The 16,937-nt window shown below is 28.0% G+C and carries 17 protein-coding genes, 2 pseudogenes and 1 riboswitch; of the genes and pseudogenes, 15 read left to right on the plus strand and 4 right to left on the minus strand.

Going from position 1 to position 16,937, the window contains the following annotated elements:
- Positions 1-24 precede the first annotated feature (24 nt).
- Positions 25-1,875: a PspC-like choline-binding domain-containing protein gene (locus tag BN2920_RS08370; protein ID WP_058294568.1), complete on the minus strand. Its 1,851-nt coding sequence runs from the start codon at positions 1,873-1,875 to the stop codon at positions 25-27.
- 332 nt (positions 1,876-2,207) lie between these two features.
- Here BN2920_RS08370 and BN2920_RS08375 point away from each other — a divergent pair, with 332 nt between their 5' ends.
- The 7 genes from BN2920_RS08375 (at position 2,208) to BN2920_RS22350 (ending at position 6,758) form a co-directional block, all read left to right on the plus strand.
- Positions 2,208-2,492 carry a hypothetical protein gene (locus BN2920_RS08375; RefSeq protein ID WP_058294569.1) on the plus strand — a complete coding sequence of 95 codons (285 nt, stop codon included), beginning with the start codon at positions 2,208-2,210 and terminating at the stop codon, positions 2,490-2,492.
- Between the two features lie 107 nt (positions 2,493-2,599).
- Positions 2,600-2,950, plus strand: a complete 351-nt coding sequence (locus BN2920_RS08380) for an arsenate reductase family protein (RefSeq protein WP_058294570.1) — start codon at positions 2,600-2,602, stop codon at positions 2,948-2,950.
- A gap of 96 nt (positions 2,951-3,046) precedes the next feature.
- Positions 3,047-3,205: a hypothetical protein gene (locus BN2920_RS21705; protein ID WP_172437789.1), complete on the plus strand. Its 159-nt coding sequence runs from the start codon at positions 3,047-3,049 to the stop codon at positions 3,203-3,205.
- Positions 3,206-3,401: 196 nt separating this feature from the next.
- Entirely contained in the window at positions 3,402-4,280 is an 879-nt protein-coding gene (locus tag BN2920_RS08385) for a DUF368 domain-containing protein (protein WP_058294571.1), read from the plus strand.
- Positions 4,281-4,398: 118 nt separating this feature from the next.
- On the plus strand, positions 4,399-5,463 hold the full coding sequence (locus BN2920_RS08390; RefSeq protein ID WP_058296879.1) for an HD-GYP domain-containing protein: 1,065 nt from the start codon (positions 4,399-4,401) through the stop codon (positions 5,461-5,463).
- Between the two features lie 31 nt (positions 5,464-5,494).
- Positions 5,495-6,550 (plus strand): HD-GYP domain-containing protein, encoded by a 1,056-nt coding sequence (locus BN2920_RS08395; RefSeq protein ID WP_058294572.1) that lies wholly within the window; start codon positions 5,495-5,497, stop codon positions 6,548-6,550.
- A 79-nt stretch (positions 6,551-6,629) separates the two neighbouring features.
- Complete coding sequence (locus tag BN2920_RS22350) at positions 6,630-6,758, plus strand: hypothetical protein (RefSeq protein ID WP_268259102.1); 129 nt, start codon at positions 6,630-6,632, stop codon at positions 6,756-6,758.
- Between the two features lie 310 nt (positions 6,759-7,068).
- On the opposite strand, the gene BN2920_RS08400 is transcribed toward BN2920_RS22350, so the two are convergent.
- Positions 7,069-8,091 carry an IS6 family transposase gene (locus BN2920_RS08400; RefSeq protein WP_058293044.1) on the minus strand — a complete coding sequence of 341 codons (1,023 nt, stop codon included), beginning with the start codon at positions 8,089-8,091 and terminating at the stop codon, positions 7,069-7,071.
- Positions 8,092-8,214: 123 nt separating this feature from the next.
- Here BN2920_RS08400 and BN2920_RS22050 point away from each other — a divergent pair.
- The 7 genes and pseudogenes from BN2920_RS22050 to BN2920_RS08430 form a co-directional block, all read left to right on the plus strand.
- A pseudogene (locus BN2920_RS22050) lies at positions 8,215-8,322 on the plus strand (winged helix-turn-helix transcriptional regulator); the annotation flags it as partial.
- Positions 8,318-8,605 (plus strand): annotated as a pseudogene (locus tag BN2920_RS08405) (pyridoxamine 5'-phosphate oxidase family protein); the annotation flags it as partial. The pseudogenes BN2920_RS22050 and BN2920_RS08405, both read left to right, overlap by 5 nt.
- A gap of 86 nt (positions 8,606-8,691) precedes the next feature.
- A riboswitch (THF riboswitch) is annotated at positions 8,692-8,793 on the plus strand.
- A 134-nt stretch (positions 8,794-8,927) separates the two neighbouring features.
- Positions 8,928-9,473 carry a folate family ECF transporter S component gene (locus tag BN2920_RS08410; RefSeq protein ID WP_058294573.1) on the plus strand — a complete coding sequence of 182 codons (546 nt, stop codon included), beginning with the start codon at positions 8,928-8,930 and terminating at the stop codon, positions 9,471-9,473.
- A 206-nt stretch (positions 9,474-9,679) separates the two neighbouring features.
- The gene (locus BN2920_RS08415) at positions 9,680-10,681 is read left to right on the plus strand and encodes an alpha/beta fold hydrolase (protein ID WP_058294574.1); all 1,002 of its coding nucleotides are present in this window, start codon (positions 9,680-9,682) and stop codon (positions 10,679-10,681) included.
- A 194-nt stretch (positions 10,682-10,875) separates the two neighbouring features.
- Positions 10,876-11,223, plus strand: coding sequence for an arsenate reductase family protein (locus BN2920_RS08420; RefSeq protein ID WP_058294575.1), 348 nt, complete (start codon positions 10,876-10,878; stop codon positions 11,221-11,223).
- Between the two features lie 690 nt (positions 11,224-11,913).
- Complete coding sequence (locus BN2920_RS08425) at positions 11,914-12,456, plus strand: chromate transporter (protein ID WP_058294576.1); 543 nt, start codon at positions 11,914-11,916, stop codon at positions 12,454-12,456.
- The gene (locus BN2920_RS08430; protein WP_058294577.1) at positions 12,453-13,016 is read left to right on the plus strand and encodes a chromate transporter; all 564 of its coding nucleotides are present in this window, start codon (positions 12,453-12,455) and stop codon (positions 13,014-13,016) included. Before BN2920_RS08425 ends, BN2920_RS08430 begins: the two co-directional genes overlap by 4 nt.
- Before the next feature lie 104 nt (positions 13,017-13,120).
- Here BN2920_RS08430 and BN2920_RS21350 read toward each other — a convergent pair whose 3' ends face one another.
- Positions 13,121-13,696 (minus strand): hypothetical protein, encoded by a 576-nt coding sequence (locus BN2920_RS21350; protein ID WP_058294578.1) that lies wholly within the window; start codon positions 13,694-13,696, stop codon positions 13,121-13,123.
- A gap of 217 nt (positions 13,697-13,913) precedes the next feature.
- Positions 13,914-15,152 carry a DUF1002 domain-containing protein gene (locus BN2920_RS08440; RefSeq protein WP_058294579.1) on the minus strand — a complete coding sequence of 413 codons (1,239 nt, stop codon included), beginning with the start codon at positions 15,150-15,152 and terminating at the stop codon, positions 13,914-13,916.
- A 401-nt stretch (positions 15,153-15,553) separates the two neighbouring features.
- Between BN2920_RS08440 and BN2920_RS08445 the strand changes: the two genes are divergently transcribed.
- Entirely contained in the window at positions 15,554-16,894 is a 1,341-nt protein-coding gene (locus BN2920_RS08445) for an alpha-amylase family glycosyl hydrolase (RefSeq protein ID WP_058294580.1), read from the plus strand.
- The last annotated feature ends 43 nt before the right edge of the window (positions 16,895-16,937 follow it).

Genomic DNA, 16,937 nt, shown 5'->3' on the forward strand with positions numbered 1-16,937 from the left:
CTTAACATTATTTAATATAAGAAATTATCTTATCCAAGCACCGTTAGAGCCTAATCTGTAACCATTTATAGTTGTGTCATGAGCCATAGCACCATTTGGATATAGATAGTACCAAGTTCCTCTGTCATTTATCCATCCTGTTTTCATAGCACCTCTAGTACCATCAGAAATTGGATTTAAATAGTACCAAGTACCACTAACATTAACCCATCCAGTTTGCATAGCGCCTCTATAACCATTGGAAATTGGATTTAAGTAATACCAATGACCATTATCTAAAACCCAACCTGTTTTCATAGCACCTTTAGTACCATCAGAAATTGGATTTAAATAATACCATTGTCCACCAACTTGAACCCAACCAGTTGCCATAGTTCCATTAGAATTTAAATAGTACCATTGTCCATTTAAATCTAACCAACCAGTAGCTTTAGTTCCATCATTTTTATAGTAAACCCAAGTACCATCAGAGTTTTGATCCCAACCAGCTTTTTTATCTTCTTCTTTATTGTCATCTTCAGATGAGTTGCTCTTAGCTGAAATTATAGAGTAAACTTCATCATCTTCATTCCAAACAACAAGATTGTTATCATCGTAAACAGTTATTTCTTCCATAGATCCATCTACTTTATAAACTTTATCCCAAGAATCATCATTATCATATTTGTAAACAAATCCACCATTTAAAGCCCATAGATTACCATTAGCATCTACATCATAAGCTTCAGCATTTTCTAAATCTTGATCATCGCCATCACTAAAGTCAGTATAGTAGAATCCATTTTTAGATTTTAAAGTTAATGTAACAGCTTCAATATTATTACCATCTAATTTATAATTTGTTACTTTTCCGTTAGAGATTGTGAAATCTTCTTCTGCTTCAGTTAATAATGATTTAGCTTGACCTTTATCATTTGCAAGAACATAGTTGTTTACAGTCTTTGCATATTTAGCATCATCAACATCATCAGAAGCTTGAGCTTTAGAAATCTTTTGAATTACTTTAAATGTTACTGAAGTACCATCAGAATTAACTACTAAAGCATCGCTCTTATCAACAGCCATTCCATAAATTTCTGTAATTTTAGTGTTAGCTGATTTGCTAGCATCAACACTTACAGTAATTGTAGCAAGTCTGTAGATATTACTAGAGTCTTGTCCTAATACTTTTGTGTTAGAAAGTGAAGCTTTTATAGCATCTTTTCCATTAACAGCATCGTAAGTATCTTTAGTGTTTTCTATATTAACATTTTTTTCTGTATTATTAGATTTTGTTGTAACCTTTATTTTTCCAAGGTTATAATCTGCATCAATATAGTTACCTTTTGAATCAGTGAATATTGAAACAGCTGAGTTTGTTGTATAGGTAACGGCTGAGTCTGTTGTATAGTCTTTTGTCATATACCAAGTAGATGAGAATTTAGGCCCACGGAGAGCTTCTAAATTAGGTAATCTATTGTCATCACCATATCTATCGACATCTTTTATTTTTCTTCTTAATGCAGTACTAGCATCATCAATATTGTCTTCTTCTATATCATCATCAGTCACTTTACCATTTGATAAATCTAAGAAATAATCACCATTTTCAAAGTTGATGTATTTTTCACCATATATTTCAAGATCAGATCCAGTATCAATATCATCTAATTTATTATATTTTCCATTATTTAAGAAGTAAGTTGCTTCTTTATCATTTATGTCTCCATCTAAATAGAATGTCCCATCTTTATATGCTACTGCATTATAGATTGTCCCATCCTCTGAAGAAATTCTTTTATAGTCTGCTGCAAAAGCGCTTGTACTAGGTACTAATGAAATTACTGAAGCAGCAGCAAGTAATCCGCTTGTTAATTTATTTACTCTTTTTATCATATTTATTCCTCCCAAAATAGTAGTCAAAATCTTATAAGCATATATGCGTAAAAAGTATTATTAAATTAAATATTATTCGAAATATATTTCGTTTTATCCCCTTGTCGCTATATAATACAATCAATATTAGTCGATTTGGGTACCTTTTTTGAAAAAAGTTTATTTAGAGTAGAATTTTTATTAAATATCATTATAATTCCATAGCAGGATTCAACATAATAATTATAGATAATAATTCTAGATTTAGTGGAAATACATGTGAATATTAAGTTAGTGCGTAGATAAAAGATTAAGATAAAATTAACATGTTAAATAGGAAATAAATTTTTATAATGGCTATACTTTTTATTGTTTTATGCATATTTACATTATGCTTTGCATTTGTATCAAACATGGAAGTAGCATATATAACTGTAGTATTAGTTATTGTACTTTATCCACTTATATCTTATATTATTAGTGAGATAATTATTGGTATAAAATTCTCTAAAAAGGTTAAAGCTGATGAAAAAGTAATTTTAGAAAGAGATTTTGAGACAGAGAAGAAAGCAAATATAATTAGATATATAGATACAGAAATAATATCTATAATTTTAATTGGAATAATTATAGGGTAGTAATTTTAAAGATTATATATGTTTATGTCTATAATAGACATGGTTCTGTATTGGCAGAATATTACAAAAATAATTATCATTATAATTTAACAAATAGGAGAGAACTAATGAATATACAGATATTTGGAACTAAAAAATGTTTTGATACTAAAAAGGCAGAAAGATTTTTCAAAGAAAGAAAAATAAAATATCAACTTATTGATTTAAATGAAAAAGAAATGAGCAAAGGTGAATTTAATAATGTATGCAAAGCTGTAGGAATAAATGAATTAATAAATACAAAAGCAAAGGAATATGCAAAATCTAATTTGGGGAATATTAGAAGTGCAGAAGTGAAAGCTGAAGTTTTGCTTAAAAATCAAAAAATAATGAAGACACCAGTTGTTAGAAATGGAAAAGAAGCAACTGTTGGTGTTGATTTAGAAATATGGAATAAGTGGATTGAAAATGAAAAATAATTTTTAAAATTAACAAAAGTATTTATTTTATATGAATACTTTGTAATCTCTTTTTAAATACTAAATTTGAAGGTTATTTAAAAGGAGATGAATTTCATGGCTAAAGCAGGTATGCGAAGACCAGATCCAAGTGATGCACATGGAACAGAAAGTAATCACAAAATGAATCATCACAAAAACTCTGTAAAAGATATACCAACAGAAATACAAGGAAAAGCTAAGACAGGAAATGAAAAAGCTGGTCCAATAAACTAAATTAGCATAAATAATATTTAATTTATTATTTATACATATTTTTATGAATAGTAGTGCTTATAATCTTAAATAATAGTTTTATATACTATTTAATGAAGGATTATAAGCACTATTTCAAATTTAGAGTAAACTTATAATGATTATTATGCTAAAATGTAGTGGTATATAAAAATTATCAATTAAGAAGGAGAAAGACATGTATTTAATAAACTTTATAAGAGGATTTTGTATGGCGCTAGCCGATAGTGTACCAGGAGTGTCGGGAGGAACTATAGCTTTTATTTTGGGATTTTATGATAAATTTATAGGTTCTTTAGATGATCTAATTACAGGAAAAAAGGCTGAAAAAATTGAGGCATTAAAATTTCTTATTAAGATAGGGATAGGATGGATAGTTGGATTTGTTTTAGCAATGTTATTTTTAGGGAAGGTTTTTACAACCCATATCTATAATATTAGTTCATTATTTATAGGATTCATTATATTTGCAATTCCAATAATAATAAATGAAGAAAAGGAAATTTTAAAGAATAGATATTTTAATTTAAGTTTTACAATAATCGGAATAGTAATAGTTGCAGGCATAACTTACTTTAATCCAGCTAAAGGTGGAGTAGGGGTTTCAATTGATAATTTATCTTTAGGACTTTCAATATACATATTTATATGTGCCATGATAGCAATATCAGCTATGGTGCTTCCAGGAATATCTGGATCTACATTACTACTTATTTTTGGTCTTTATGCACCAGTTGTTAATGCAGTAAAAGAAGTATTACATTTTAACTTAAAGTATCTTCCGGTTGTTTTGATTTTTGGATTTGGTGTACTTACAGGTATATTCTCAATAATAAAATTTGTTAGGATTCTTTTAAAGAAGTATAGATCTCAAACAGTTTATTTAATATTAGGACTTATGATAGGTTCTATATATGCTGTATTTATGGGACCTACATCTTTAGAAATACCAAAGGATCCTATGACATTAAAAACATTTAATTTAGTGTTTTTTGTAATAGGAGGTATCATAATAGTCGGCTTACAGAAATTGAAAAGTTTTTTTGACAAAAAGTGAAAAATATAGAATAATATATATAAAGTATACATTAATGTAAAGGTATGAAAAACGAATACATTAATTATTTAGCAAGAAAAATATAAAGAGTATAGATTGGATGATGGGTGTGGGGAGTATGGAGAGGAAAACTAAGCTAATTAACTTTAATGAGTTAAGACCTGGAATGGTAATAGCAAAAAATGTTGAGCAAGGAAGACAGATACTACTAAAAAAGGATTTTGCAATAACGAACTCAGCTATACAAAAGCTAAAAAGAACTTTATTTCTTGATAGAATTGAAGTATATGATGATATGGTAACTAATGAAGATAAAATTGAAAGAAAAAAAATTAAAGAATATGAAAAAATTGACGAAGATTTTAAAGAGATATCTACAAGACTTCAAAGGACATTTAGGTTAATTACTAATCCAACTGGTTCAACTTTAAATGAGTTAAAAGAGTTTTCTGAAAGAATACAAAATGAGATGCGCCCAAGCAGTATGATTATTAAAAATATTGTCTTGCAAGGTAGTGGTGAAGATAGTATATATAGACATGGTGTAAATGTTGCAGCCTTAAGTGCATTAATAGGCAAATGGATTGGTATGGAACCTAAAGACATAAACAGACTTATATATTCTGCCATATTACATGATTTTGGAAAAACAAAAATCGATAAAGAAATACTTAAAAAAAATGGCGCTTTAACAACAAGTGAATTCGAAGTAATAAAAACACATACAACTTTAGGGTATAAAATGTTAAAAGATGTATCTTATTTAGATAAGAGTGTTTTATACGGAGTGGTAATGCATCATGAGAGAGAAGATGGATCTGGTTATCCATTAAGTCTTAAAGGAGAAGCTATCCACCAATTTGGAAAGATAATTGCAATTGCTGATGTTTTTGATGCAATTAATTCAAATAGAGGATATAAGAAAAAGAAGCCGCCATTTGAAGCATTACAAATTGTAAAAAATGAAAGCTTAGGCAAGCTAAATTATGAATATTCTAAAGTATTTATAGAGCATATAGTCAATTATTATTTGGGAGAAGAAGCAATTCTTAATAGTGGAGAAAGATGCAAAATAATACAGATGAATGTTAATAACCTAGAGAAGCCATTAATATTAAAAAAGAATGAATTTATTGAATTAACTAAAGAAAAGAATTTATATATAGAGGAATTAGTCTTATAATAATTTTAAATTGATAGAGGGTGGAGAATTTATGAGCGAAAAAGAATTTTTATCTGTCGATGAATTAAAAATTGGAATGATTATTGCAAGTGATGTTTTTAAAAATGGAGGTCTTCTTATAAAAAAGAACTCTGTAGTTACAGAGGATCTTATAAACGTTTTAAACAGAGCATATTTCTTGGACAAGATTCAAGTTACTGTTCCAGAAGAAGTGCTTAGAAGAAGTAGTAAAGAAGAGGAATTAAAAAGAGTTGAAGAAAAATTTAAAGAAGTAAGTACAGATCTTGAAAACATGTTTGAGAAAATGAAAAGAACAAAGGACTACAGAATAAATAATGATTTAAGAGAATTTGCAGATAAAATTCAAAAAGAAATTAAATCTACTGAGATCGTTGTAAGTAATATTCTATTTAAAGGTAGTGGAGAAGATTGTATATATAGACATGGAGTAAATGTAGCAGCTTTAAGTGCATTGCTTGGAAAATGGCTTGATTTTGATGCACCTAAAATAAACCTTCTTATATATACAGCACTACTTCATGATTTTGGGATAATAAAATTAGATTCTAAATTTCAAAGTAAGCCTGATATACTATTAGAAAATAGATATAAAGAAATTAAAGATCACACAAAAATAGGATATAAGGCTGTAGATGCAATACCATATTTAGATAAATCCGTTAGCTATGGAGTATTAATGCATCATGAAAGAGAAGATGGTTCAGGATATTTAGGAGTAAAAGGTGAAAAGATTCATCCTTTTGCTAAAATAATTGCAATTGCAGATGAACTAGATGTTATGAATTCAGATATAAAAGGTGTAGAAAAAAAGGGACCATTTGAAACATTAGAAGAAATTAAAAAGAACAGTTTAAATAAATTTGATTATTCATATGCTAAGACATTTTTAGAACATGTAGCAAATTATTACATGGGTGAAGATGTTATATTAAGTAATGGTAGAGAGGGAAAGATTCTTCAAATAAACACTGAAAATATATCAAAGCCATTAATATTAGTTGATGGAGAATTTGTGGATTTAAATAAAGAGAAGGATATGTTTATAAAAGAACTTATTGTAAGATAATTATTGATATTATATTTAAAAAGCTGGTATTCTAGTCAGTTTAATAAGCATTTATATTTTACTATAAAGATGAAATTCAGTGCTTAATGAATTATTGACTAGACCAGCTTTTTCTTTAATTCTTTTAATATATAGTTCTAAAATTGTTACCTATGATGATGATTTGTATGGATTTCATAAAGAAGATATTAGTGCTATTTTAGATTGATTTAAGAATTAAAGAACTTTAGAATTTAAGAATTTAAGAGTTTGAGAACTTAAGAAGTTAAGAATCTAAGAACTTAAGAATTTTAGAATTTATGTCTTTTATTAAAAATGACATATGCAGAAAAATATTGATTTAGTATAAAAGTGCGTTCACTGTGATTCTGTTAGGTTGTTATGAAAAAATAGCTTAACATTTCGTAGAATTACTCGCTCTTTGAAAATTATATAAGTTTGATTAATTTATTGCATGGCAAACAAGCTTGCAATAAATAGGATTTTTGCAGGTTAATCAAAGATATTGATTAACTAAATTAAGCAGCAACAAACCAAGAATGTTTAGATTTGCTATCGCTAGCGAAGCCGGCAACTTCAGCTGGAGTATGATTGTTTAATGATCCATGAGGTCTTATAAAGTTATAGTGAAAGATAAATACAGATATTAAGTTATTAGCTTTCTCGAATGAATTAAAGCCTTTTTTAGCTTTATACCAAGCTTTAAAAGTTTTATTGAAAGATTCTATAAGATTATTACTTGTATCACTGGACATTGGTGCTACAGGAATATGCTTAGTATTTGGCAAAACTTTAGCTACAGCTTGATTATATGAAGGCAATCTATCAGTAATGAAATTACTAGGTTCACCAAACTTTTTAGCTTGATTAATTAGAGTAAAAGCAGAATCTTCACTACGTGATTTCGTAAGATGAAATGCTAATATGAAGCGTGTTTCTGAGTCTATAGCAAGCCATAGATAATACTTTTCGCCATTTATAAATACAACAGTTTCATCAGCGTGCCAATCGTCAGATTGAAGATTTAACTGATCTTTAAAGGAATCAGCTTTCAGATTGAAGAATGGTGCAAATTTATGAGCCCAACTCGCTATGGTTACATGGGATACTTTTATATTTGCTGTTGTATGTAGGAAATGTGCAATAGCTCGTGTTGATGTATTATTTAAGAAATATAATGTCAATGCTGTAAGAATAATATGTAACGGAAAGCGCATTCCTTTCATAGAAAGGGAGCCGGTTAGCTTTTCACTAGATGCATCATCAATATTTAAATTATGATGATGTACAATTACATGATTACATTTTTTATTGCCACATTTATATCGATTATAGTGCTTATAAGAATGATGTAAGAATGTAGATTTACCACATTTAGGACACGTGGGGTATTTTGATTTCTTCGGCATGCTGACAGAGTCAGGAGCGAATTGGCGTTTGCAGTTCTTACATTGATATTTTTGGTTAGCCTGCTTATCCAAACCAAACTTATATAGTTGGTCAGAGTGACAGCGAGGACATTTTACTTTAGTTTTGTTCATTGTTCTTCTCTCCTTTTCTAGGGGGATAATTGGTTCTAGTCAAACTTATTATATTTTCTAGTGTTGAGAAGAGCAATGTTCATATAACTTAACAGAACGTTCACTGTAAATGGGAGATAAAATATGAAATTAAGAGAAGAATATACTTGTCCATTAGAATTAACACATGATTTGATACGCGGAAAGTGGAAGCCGATTATATTATGGCAGCTTGGAAAAGGTAATGCTTCATGTTTTCTATTTTACTACCAATACATCATCAATGCGTGTTAAACAATATATTAATAATACTAAAGCATGTATTTATTTTTGCGATAAAAGGTTCTTTAGAGGGGTAATGCTTAAAGGAACTATGGAAGTCCTTCAAGATAATAATTCCAAAGAAATGATTTGGCAAGAAGGTGACACAATGTATTATTCAAAAGGTGCTATTGATCCAGATTATTGCGTTTTGAAGTTTACAGCAGAAAGTGGAAGATTTTATAGCAACTTTAAATCAGAAGACCTTGATTGATAAAAGCATATAGAAATATATGTTAATAATATATACAAAAAATAAAAAAAGGTATATACTATACCTTGAAAAGTTAAAAAAATATGTACAGAGTAGGTATTTGTGCGTCAAGTGTTAAGAGGACGGGAAGTTGTCTCTTAAACGAAAAACTCTAGCAGTTTGCGGTACAAATATTGCATTCCGCTGTATTTAAAAGAGGTCTCTCTTTTATTTCAGCAGTAATTAAGTTATAAACTTTTCTTAAAACAACTAACTTTTTAAGTTTAGCTGAAATGACCTTGCTTATTTTTAGCAGGATTAAATGAAAGGGGGATTTTTTGTTATGAAAAATGTTGTAGAAGTGATGATTTCTTCATCAAAAGAATTAAAAAGTGTAAGAAACTTAGTGTTAGCTTCACTTTTAATAACAGTACATTTACTTTTGGATTTATTCACAATTCAATTACTACCAACGCTTCATATAAGCTTTGAATTCTTAGCGAGTGCAACTATTGGTATGTTGTTTGGCCCTGTAGTTGGAGGTATGTGTGGAGGATTATCAGATATAATCAATTATATACTTTATCCTAAGGGAGCATTTTTTCCGGGATTCACTATATCAGCTATAGTTTCTGGATTAATATATGGGGCAATGCTTTATAAGAAAGAAATAACATTAAAAAGATGTTTAGTTACAACTACATTAATAATATTAATAGTGGACATTATATTAAACACATACTGGTTATCAATTCTTTATAAAAATGCATTTTTAGTATTATTTGGTCCGAGATTAATTAAGAATCTTGTAATGATTCCCATAAACACTATACTTATGTATATTGTTTTAAAGAAAGTAAAAGAAATATCAGTGAAATTTAATATGTAATTAAAGTAGTATGTATAGTGTTACTCTGGCTATGCATACTTTTTTATTATGTTTGAAATTATACAATATATGGTGGTACTGTGAAAGCAATATAAAATGGATATTAAGATAGCGTTAAATATTATAAAGAATTATAATATATAGTGAGATTTAAAATACAATATAACCAAAGAGAAAAAATTATATTTATGGGAGAGAGATAATAAATGAAAGTAAGTAATTTAGATTTTAATAAATTTACTAATAACTATATTTCAGAAAAGAGTTTTCAGGAAGAAATGAAAACTAAAGTTGAACCATATTTAGATTCATTAAGAAAAGGTGGTTATTTAACTGGAAGTAATGGCTTGAAATTTTATTATGAAACTTTTATTAAGAAGAATTCAAAGGCAAGTATAGTTATATGTCATGGATTTGGAGAATTTATTGAAAGATATCATGAGCTTATATATTATTTCTTAAGAGAAAATTATTCTGTATTTATAATGGAACATAGGGGACATAGCAGATCAAGCAGACTTGGAAGTGACAAGTCACAAATAAATGTAGAAAAGTTTGATTATTACGTAGAAGATTTTAATAAGTTTATAGAACAAGTGGTAAATCCAGATAGCAGAGATAAAAAGTTATTATTATTTGCACATTCAATGGGTGGTGGAATAGGAACAGCATATTTGGAAAAGTATTCAACACGTTTTAAGGCAGCTATTTTAAGTGCTCCGATGCATGAAATAAATACAGGAAAGTATCCAAAGATAGTGGCAGATATTGTTTCAAGATTAATGAAACTTATTAATAAAGGAGGAGATTATCTTCCAGGACAAAAGGCATATAACAGTAATTATAAGTTTCCGGGAAAAGCAACTACATGTAAGGCAAGATATGATTATTCCTATAATAAAATGATAGAAGATGAAGCATTTCAAAGCGGTGGATCATCAGCAAATTGGTATGTAGAAGCTTCTAAGGCAACAAAAAATATAATAAAAGAAAAAAATGCTTCAAAAGTAGAGATCCCAGTTATGCTGCTTCAGCCAGAGAATGATACTTATGTGATGCCAGAAGCTCAAAATACATTTGCAAAGTATGCTAAAAATTGTGAGCTTATAAGAATTAAAGGCTCAAGGCATGAGTCTTTTAATGAAAAGGATGAAATAGCATTTCCTGTTTTTGAAAAAATACTTAATTTTTATAACAGTATAATATAGGTAAATAATATACTGATGTTAGTAAAAATAACATAAATTCAATAGATGATATGGTCGATTATAGGAAAATTTAAATGGAAATGTATTATCTTATTTATTAAATCTTTACCAAAATCATCAGATATGGTAAAATTAAATTAATAATTGATGGTAATTAATAATTATTATGATTTATAAAATTAAGGAGTGATAATATGTTATTTATAGAATATCCTAAATGTACTACATGTAAAAGAGCATATAAATATTTAAATGAAAATAATGTAGAAGTTGAAAGAGTAAATATAGTTGAATGCACACCAAGTAAAGAAGAATTATCAGATTATATGGAAAGAAGTGGACTTGAACCTAAGAAATTTTTCAATACTTCTGGAAAGCTTTATAAAGAAATGAACTTAAAAGACAAGGTTAAAGATATGTCAAAAGAAGAAGCTTGTGAGCTTTTAGCTACAAATGGAATGCTTATAAAAAGACCTCTTTTGGTTACAGAAGATAAGGTAATTGTTGGGTTCAAGGAAGATGAATACAGTAAAGTAAAATAAAGGACGCAAAATAAGAAGTTAGTGAGAAATAACCGAAATAAAGCTCTCAAATTCTGCTCGCTTGCTACAAAAAATGAACTAAGAATTAAAACATCAATGATTGTGCACAAAACTGTTTGCTCCAATATAAAATTTGACAAACAATTTTGGAACAATCATTGATGTAATAATTCTAAAGTTCATTTTTTGAATGCAAGTCTCCGCAGAACATGAGAGCTTTATTTCTTTGTTTCATCTAAACTTATATTTTATATATAAATTTTACTATAGATTGATACTAAAATTATACATTAAACATAGTGTATATAGGCTACAGTGAATAGAGATTTTTAACTTAATTCACTGTAGCCTATAATTTTATATCTTAGTAATAGACATAGTTTTATATACAGCAATAAAAGAAGAATACTGAAATAAATTGTAAAATTAAACCTTATAAGTAATAAAAGATAAAATATAAACCAAAATCTAATAATTAATTGTAGCTTTCATAGAAGGTATGATATGTTTTTGTACATTCACTATTCAAAATTGTTTAAATGGGTAATTAAAACAATTTTGAATTTTATATAGGATGTATTACTTATAAGTTATTGTGAAAAAATAATAGTGGCTTTGGTATTTAATTATGTTTAAAAATATATATTTATATAGAGAATAATATAAACAAAAGAAAGAGGGATACCTTGGATGAAAGAATTATTTGATTTATTTTTTACTTTTTGTAGAATTGGAGGACTGACTTTTGGAGGCGGATATGCAATGCTTCCTATGATACAAAAGGAAATTGTTGAAAATAAAAGATGGGCAACAGAAGATGAGGTCGTTGATTATTATGCAGTTGGGCAATGTACTCCAGGAGTAATAGCAGTTAATACAGCTACATTTATTGGATATAAAACAAAGGGTGTAATCGGAGCGTTGTTTGCAACATTTGGAGTTGTTTTTCCTTCACTTGTTATAATAATGATAATTGCAGCTTTTTTAAAGAATTTTGCAGAATTCGCAGTAGTAAAGCATGCTTTTGGCGGAATAAGAATAGCTGTTGTTGCACTTATCATAAGTTCAATTATAAAATTATGGAAAAGCTCAGTTAAAAATTCAATAGGTATATTCATAGCAATAGCTGCTTTTATTCTTGGTGCAGTATTTGGTTTATCACCAATTTATATAGTAATTGGTGCAGGAATAATTGGATTTTTAACTAAGAACATAGGAGGCAACAAGGCATGATATATTTAATATTATTCTTTGAATATTTTAAGATAGGCTTATTTTCAGTAGGTGGAGGCCTTGCAACATTACCGTTTTTAATTGATTTGACATATAAATATAATTGGTTTGATCAAGCGATGCTTGCAGATATGGTTGCAGTTTCAGAGTCAACGCCAGGACCTATGGGAGTTAATATAGCTACGTATGCAGGGTTTGAAACAGGAGGCTTTATAGGAGGATTTATAGCAACACTTGGCCTTATAACACCATCAATAATAGTGATTTTGATTGTTGCAAAGTTTTTAGAGAAATTTAAAAGTAATACTATCGTTCAATCAGTATTTAATGGATTAAGACCAGCAAGCGTAGGACTTATTGCTGTTGCAGGATATGAAGTTGTAAAAATTGCACTTATTAATATTGATTTATATAAATTAAGCAGAAATATAATGGATTTAATTAATATAAGAGCATTGATTGTTTTCGTAATTATTTTTTATGCCATAATGAAATATAAAAAGCATCCTGTTGTTTATATAGGTGCAGCTGCTATAGTTGGCATAATATTAAAGTTATAATATGTATAATCTAAGATTCTTAAAACAATAGAATTAAAGAGACTACTTCAAGTACATTTAAATGATATTTGAAGTAAGTCTCTTTTAAATTGGTTTCATTTCTATTATCTTAAAAAGTCTTTTAAAAAGTTTTTAGCAGTTGCAGATGTTTTAGCAGTATTGATCATATCGATTATTTCTTTTAATCTTTTATTTTCTGCATCGCTAAGTTTTGCACCGCTGTCTTTCTTTTTCATTAAATCCTGATATTCTTTATAGTTCTTGTCTCCAAGCTTTCCCTTTATGATACAGTCAACAACGTTTCTAAGGAAATCTTCTTGCTCCTTTGTAAGTTTGTCACCTTTTTCTCTGCATTTTTTTACTTCTTCTAATTTTGTGCATTGATCTTTAGAAAGATATTTCTTGTTTTCTTCACTAAAAATACTTTCACGTTTTTCTTCCTTTTTACAGTCATCCTTCTTTTCTTTTACTTCTTCTTTTTTACATCCGTCTTTCTTTTCTTCTTTTTTATCTTCTTTACAACCGCAACCATCTTTGTCTTTATTCTTATGATTTACAGTAGAAGACACATTGGCAACAGATATATCGTCAATAGATGCTAAAACTCTTTGAGGGATTGAAGATATACATCCCATGATTGCCAAAGAGGCTGCTATACATTTAATAGTTTGCTTTTTCATTAGTTACACCTTCCTAACATTAAATTTCAATCATAGTATGTGATTTAATAAAAAAATTTATTAATAAAAATAAAAAAATATTAAAAAAAGAAGATATCTTAAAATGATAATAATGATTTTAAGATATCTTTTTCTCAATTTTTAATTACAGAAATTAAAAATAAACTATTTTAAATATGAAGTTAACATCCAAATATTCTTTTAATTATTTATTAGTTTAATTGTTATTTGTTGAATTAGTGTCTTCAGTATTATTTTCTGAATCATTGTTTTTTGAAGTATTAACATCTTCAGAAGAATTATCTGTATTTACATCAGAATTGTTTTCATTTGAATTTTTATCTTCAAAATGAGTTTCAGTTTCTGCATCGTCAGGAATTATTGTTTCTTTATCTGAATTTTGTTGTGAACTATTACCTTCTGATTTATCTCCAGCAAATAAGTTTTTAAACCAATTAGATATTTTTCCAAGGAAACCTTCTTCTTTTGGAGTTTCAGTTTGAATTGCATCTGATTCAGTAGCATCAATTTGAGCAGTATCACCTAGTATGCTGTCATTTGTACTTTGAAGAATCCCTAAATCACCATCGTTACTTCCTGAGAATAGATCTTTAAACCAGTTACCTATTGATTCAAAGAACCCAGAGGTCTTAATTTTTTCACCCATTGCTTTTAAATTTGCACTTACATTATCAGAAACATTGTCCAAAGTGTTTTTCATAGTATCATAATCGTAATCTTGATCAGCAATTTTTTTCATTAGATCTTTAATTTGATCCTGCTGTTCGCTTGATAAAGTTATATTGTAATTATTAGTTACATTATTTATTGTTTCTGCAATTTGATTTACGTCTTTAGTATCATTTTTAATGATATCAGCTTTAATATCATTCATAACGCCTGTTGCTTTGTCTTGTCCGATTTCTTCAGCTAAGTCACCAGTAGTTATTAATTCTTTAGAAGCAAGTTCTTTCTTTTCTTCATCAAGCTTATTTCCAGTTGCATCTTCAAAAGCTTTCATTACACCAGTAAGTCCACCAGTTCCTGATACAGGAAATAATGAAGCCACAACAACGTTACAAGAATCCATTCCAGATGTAGCTAAGGTACTTGCTATCATTGAACTTGTAACCCAAGTTAAATTTGCAGTTTTTACTTTTATTCCACTTCCTGACTTTGTAGGCTCAACATATGCACAAGAGTATGTTTTAGTTCCAATTTGGGATTCAGTAGCTATTCCTTCTAAGTATTTTCTTTCATCATCATTATTTACTTCAAGTATAACAACTTGGTCTTTATTAACACCAAAGTATGTAAGCATTTTTTCTTTTTGCTCATTTGTAAGGTTAGCACCTAAAGTTACAACATTAGCACTATCAGCGTAAGCAAAAGAAAGATTATTAATAAGTAATGTACAGCTTAGCAAAATAGTAGCTATTAATTTTTTGAATTTCATTGATATTATCTCCTTTACAGTCAATTATGTATTATGTCAAAAGAATTATACCACAAAATTTCTTAAAAAGTGTTTTCGAAAATATTATTTTTCTATTAATATTTTGAAGATACTAAAGGGTAAATTTAAAGATACTAAGAGATGAATATGATTAAAAAATATGCGTAAGGGTAAGAATGAAAAATATAATAATTTACCGCTTAAATAATAGTCAATAAATATATTTAATGCATAAAGTATTAGTAAGATAAAATATTTTAATAATTATCTTCTCTTAAGATTAATGCTAAAAATTAAAACGAATTTATAAAAAATTAATAATTTATAATCGAAACGATATCATAATTAGGAAAAAATTAAATGAAATGTTATAATATAGTTGGCGATAAGGGGGAGAAGTTATGAATTCATGGATTAAAGAAAGTATATTTTATCAAATATATCCACTTGGATTTTGTGGAGTTTTAGATGCCGATAAGGATTATGAACAAAAGAATAGATTAATGATGATAGAAGATTGCATACCTCATTTAAAAGAAATAAATGTAAATGCAATTTATTTTTCACCAGTATTTGAGTCTACTTATCATGGATATGACACTAAGGACTATTATCAGATAGATAAAAGACTTGGAACTAATAAGAATTTTAAAGATTTATGTAGAAAATTACATGAAAATAATATAAAGATCGTACTAGATGGAGTGTTTAACCATGTTGGCAGAGATTTCTTTGCATTTAATGATGTTAAAGAAAAGGGAGCTTCATCTCAGTATATTAATTGGTTTACAAATTTAAATTTTAATAATAAAAGTGCCTATGGCGATGATTTTAGCTATGAGGGCTGGAATGGATGTTATGATTTAGTAAAGTTGAATTTATGCAATGATGAAGTTGTAGATCATTTACTTAAAGCAGTTGGATTTTGGATAGATGAATTTGATATAGATGGATTAAGACTTGATGCAGCAGATAAGGTGGAACTGGAATTCTTCAAAAAACTTAGAAGATTTACTGAATCTAAGAAAAAGGATTTTTGGCTTATGGGAGAAATAATTCATGGAGATTACAGAAGATGGGCAAATGACGAATGTCTTCATTCTGTAACAAATTATGAATGTTATAAGGGAATTTACTCAAGCCATAATGATAAGAATTATTTTGAAATATCATACTCTTTAAATAGATTATTTGGGAATGGTGGATTATACAAAGATTTATGTTTATATAATTTTGTGGATAATCATGATGTAAACAGAATAGCAAGTACTCTTAAAACAGAAAAGTACTTGAATAATGTATATACCATTTTATATACAATGCCAGGTGTACCAAGTATATATTATGGAAGTGAATATGGAATTAAAGGCGTAAAGGAAAATGGCAGTGATGTTTCTTTAAGACCACTATATGATATTGACGCATTTGAAAAAGAAAATAGCGAATTATGTGATACTATTGCTAGGCTTGGAGAAATAAGAAGCAAAAGTAAAGCGTTAAAATATGGTGATTTCGAAAATGTTGTAATAAAAAATGAACAATTAGTTTATTCAAGAGCAATTGAAGACGATAAGGTATATGTTTTAGTAAACTTAAGTGATAATGAAAGCATTTTAGATTTTCATATGTCCTTTGAAGAAGGTATGGATTTGCTAGATTCATCTAAAGAAATAATAGAAGGTGGAAGGGTAAGCCTTAAAGTACCTGCATTTTCGGCAAAAATAATAAGTAAAAGCAAGTAAGGTTTTGAAAGGGTAATTAAAAAATGAATTTATTAGATAATGA

Origin of the sequence: Clostridium neonatale, assembly GCF_001458595.1 — a bacterium.
Classification (GTDB): domain Bacteria; phylum Bacillota; class Clostridia; order Clostridiales; family Clostridiaceae; genus Clostridium; species Clostridium neonatale.

Excerpts from the sequence above, each read along its gene's own strand:
- BN2920_RS08370 (WP_058294568.1), bottom strand. The coding sequence starts at position 1,875 with ATGATAAAAAGAGTAAATAAATTAACAAGCGGATTACTTGCTGCTGCT.
- BN2920_RS08375 (WP_058294569.1), top strand. The coding sequence starts at position 2,208 with ATGGCTATACTTTTTATTGTTTTATGCATATTTACATTATGCTTTGCA.
- BN2920_RS08380 (WP_058294570.1), top strand. The coding sequence starts at position 2,600 with ATGAATATACAGATATTTGGAACTAAAAAATGTTTTGATACTAAAAAG.
- BN2920_RS21705 (WP_172437789.1), top strand. The coding sequence starts at position 3,047 with ATGGCTAAAGCAGGTATGCGAAGACCAGATCCAAGTGATGCACATGGA.
- BN2920_RS08385 (WP_058294571.1), top strand. The coding sequence starts at position 3,402 with ATGTATTTAATAAACTTTATAAGAGGATTTTGTATGGCGCTAGCCGAT.
- BN2920_RS08390 (WP_058296879.1), top strand. The coding sequence starts at position 4,399 with ATGGAGAGGAAAACTAAGCTAATTAACTTTAATGAGTTAAGACCTGGA.
- BN2920_RS08395 (WP_058294572.1), top strand. The coding sequence starts at position 5,495 with ATGAGCGAAAAAGAATTTTTATCTGTCGATGAATTAAAAATTGGAATG.
- BN2920_RS08400 (WP_058293044.1), bottom strand. The coding sequence starts at position 8,091 with ATGAACAAAACTAAAGTAAAATGTCCTCGCTGTCACTCTGACCAACTA.
- BN2920_RS08410 (WP_058294573.1), top strand. The coding sequence starts at position 8,928 with ATGAAAAATGTTGTAGAAGTGATGATTTCTTCATCAAAAGAATTAAAA.
- BN2920_RS08415 (WP_058294574.1), top strand. The coding sequence starts at position 9,680 with ATGAAAGTAAGTAATTTAGATTTTAATAAATTTACTAATAACTATATT.
- BN2920_RS08420 (WP_058294575.1), top strand. The coding sequence starts at position 10,876 with ATGTTATTTATAGAATATCCTAAATGTACTACATGTAAAAGAGCATAT.
- BN2920_RS08425 (WP_058294576.1), top strand. The coding sequence starts at position 11,914 with ATGAAAGAATTATTTGATTTATTTTTTACTTTTTGTAGAATTGGAGGA.
- BN2920_RS08430 (WP_058294577.1), top strand. The coding sequence starts at position 12,453 with ATGATATATTTAATATTATTCTTTGAATATTTTAAGATAGGCTTATTT.
- BN2920_RS21350 (WP_058294578.1), bottom strand. The coding sequence starts at position 13,696 with ATGAAAAAGCAAACTATTAAATGTATAGCAGCCTCTTTGGCAATCATG.
- BN2920_RS08440 (WP_058294579.1), bottom strand. The coding sequence starts at position 15,152 with ATGAAATTCAAAAAATTAATAGCTACTATTTTGCTAAGCTGTACATTA.
- BN2920_RS08445 (WP_058294580.1), top strand. The coding sequence starts at position 15,554 with ATGAATTCATGGATTAAAGAAAGTATATTTTATCAAATATATCCACTT.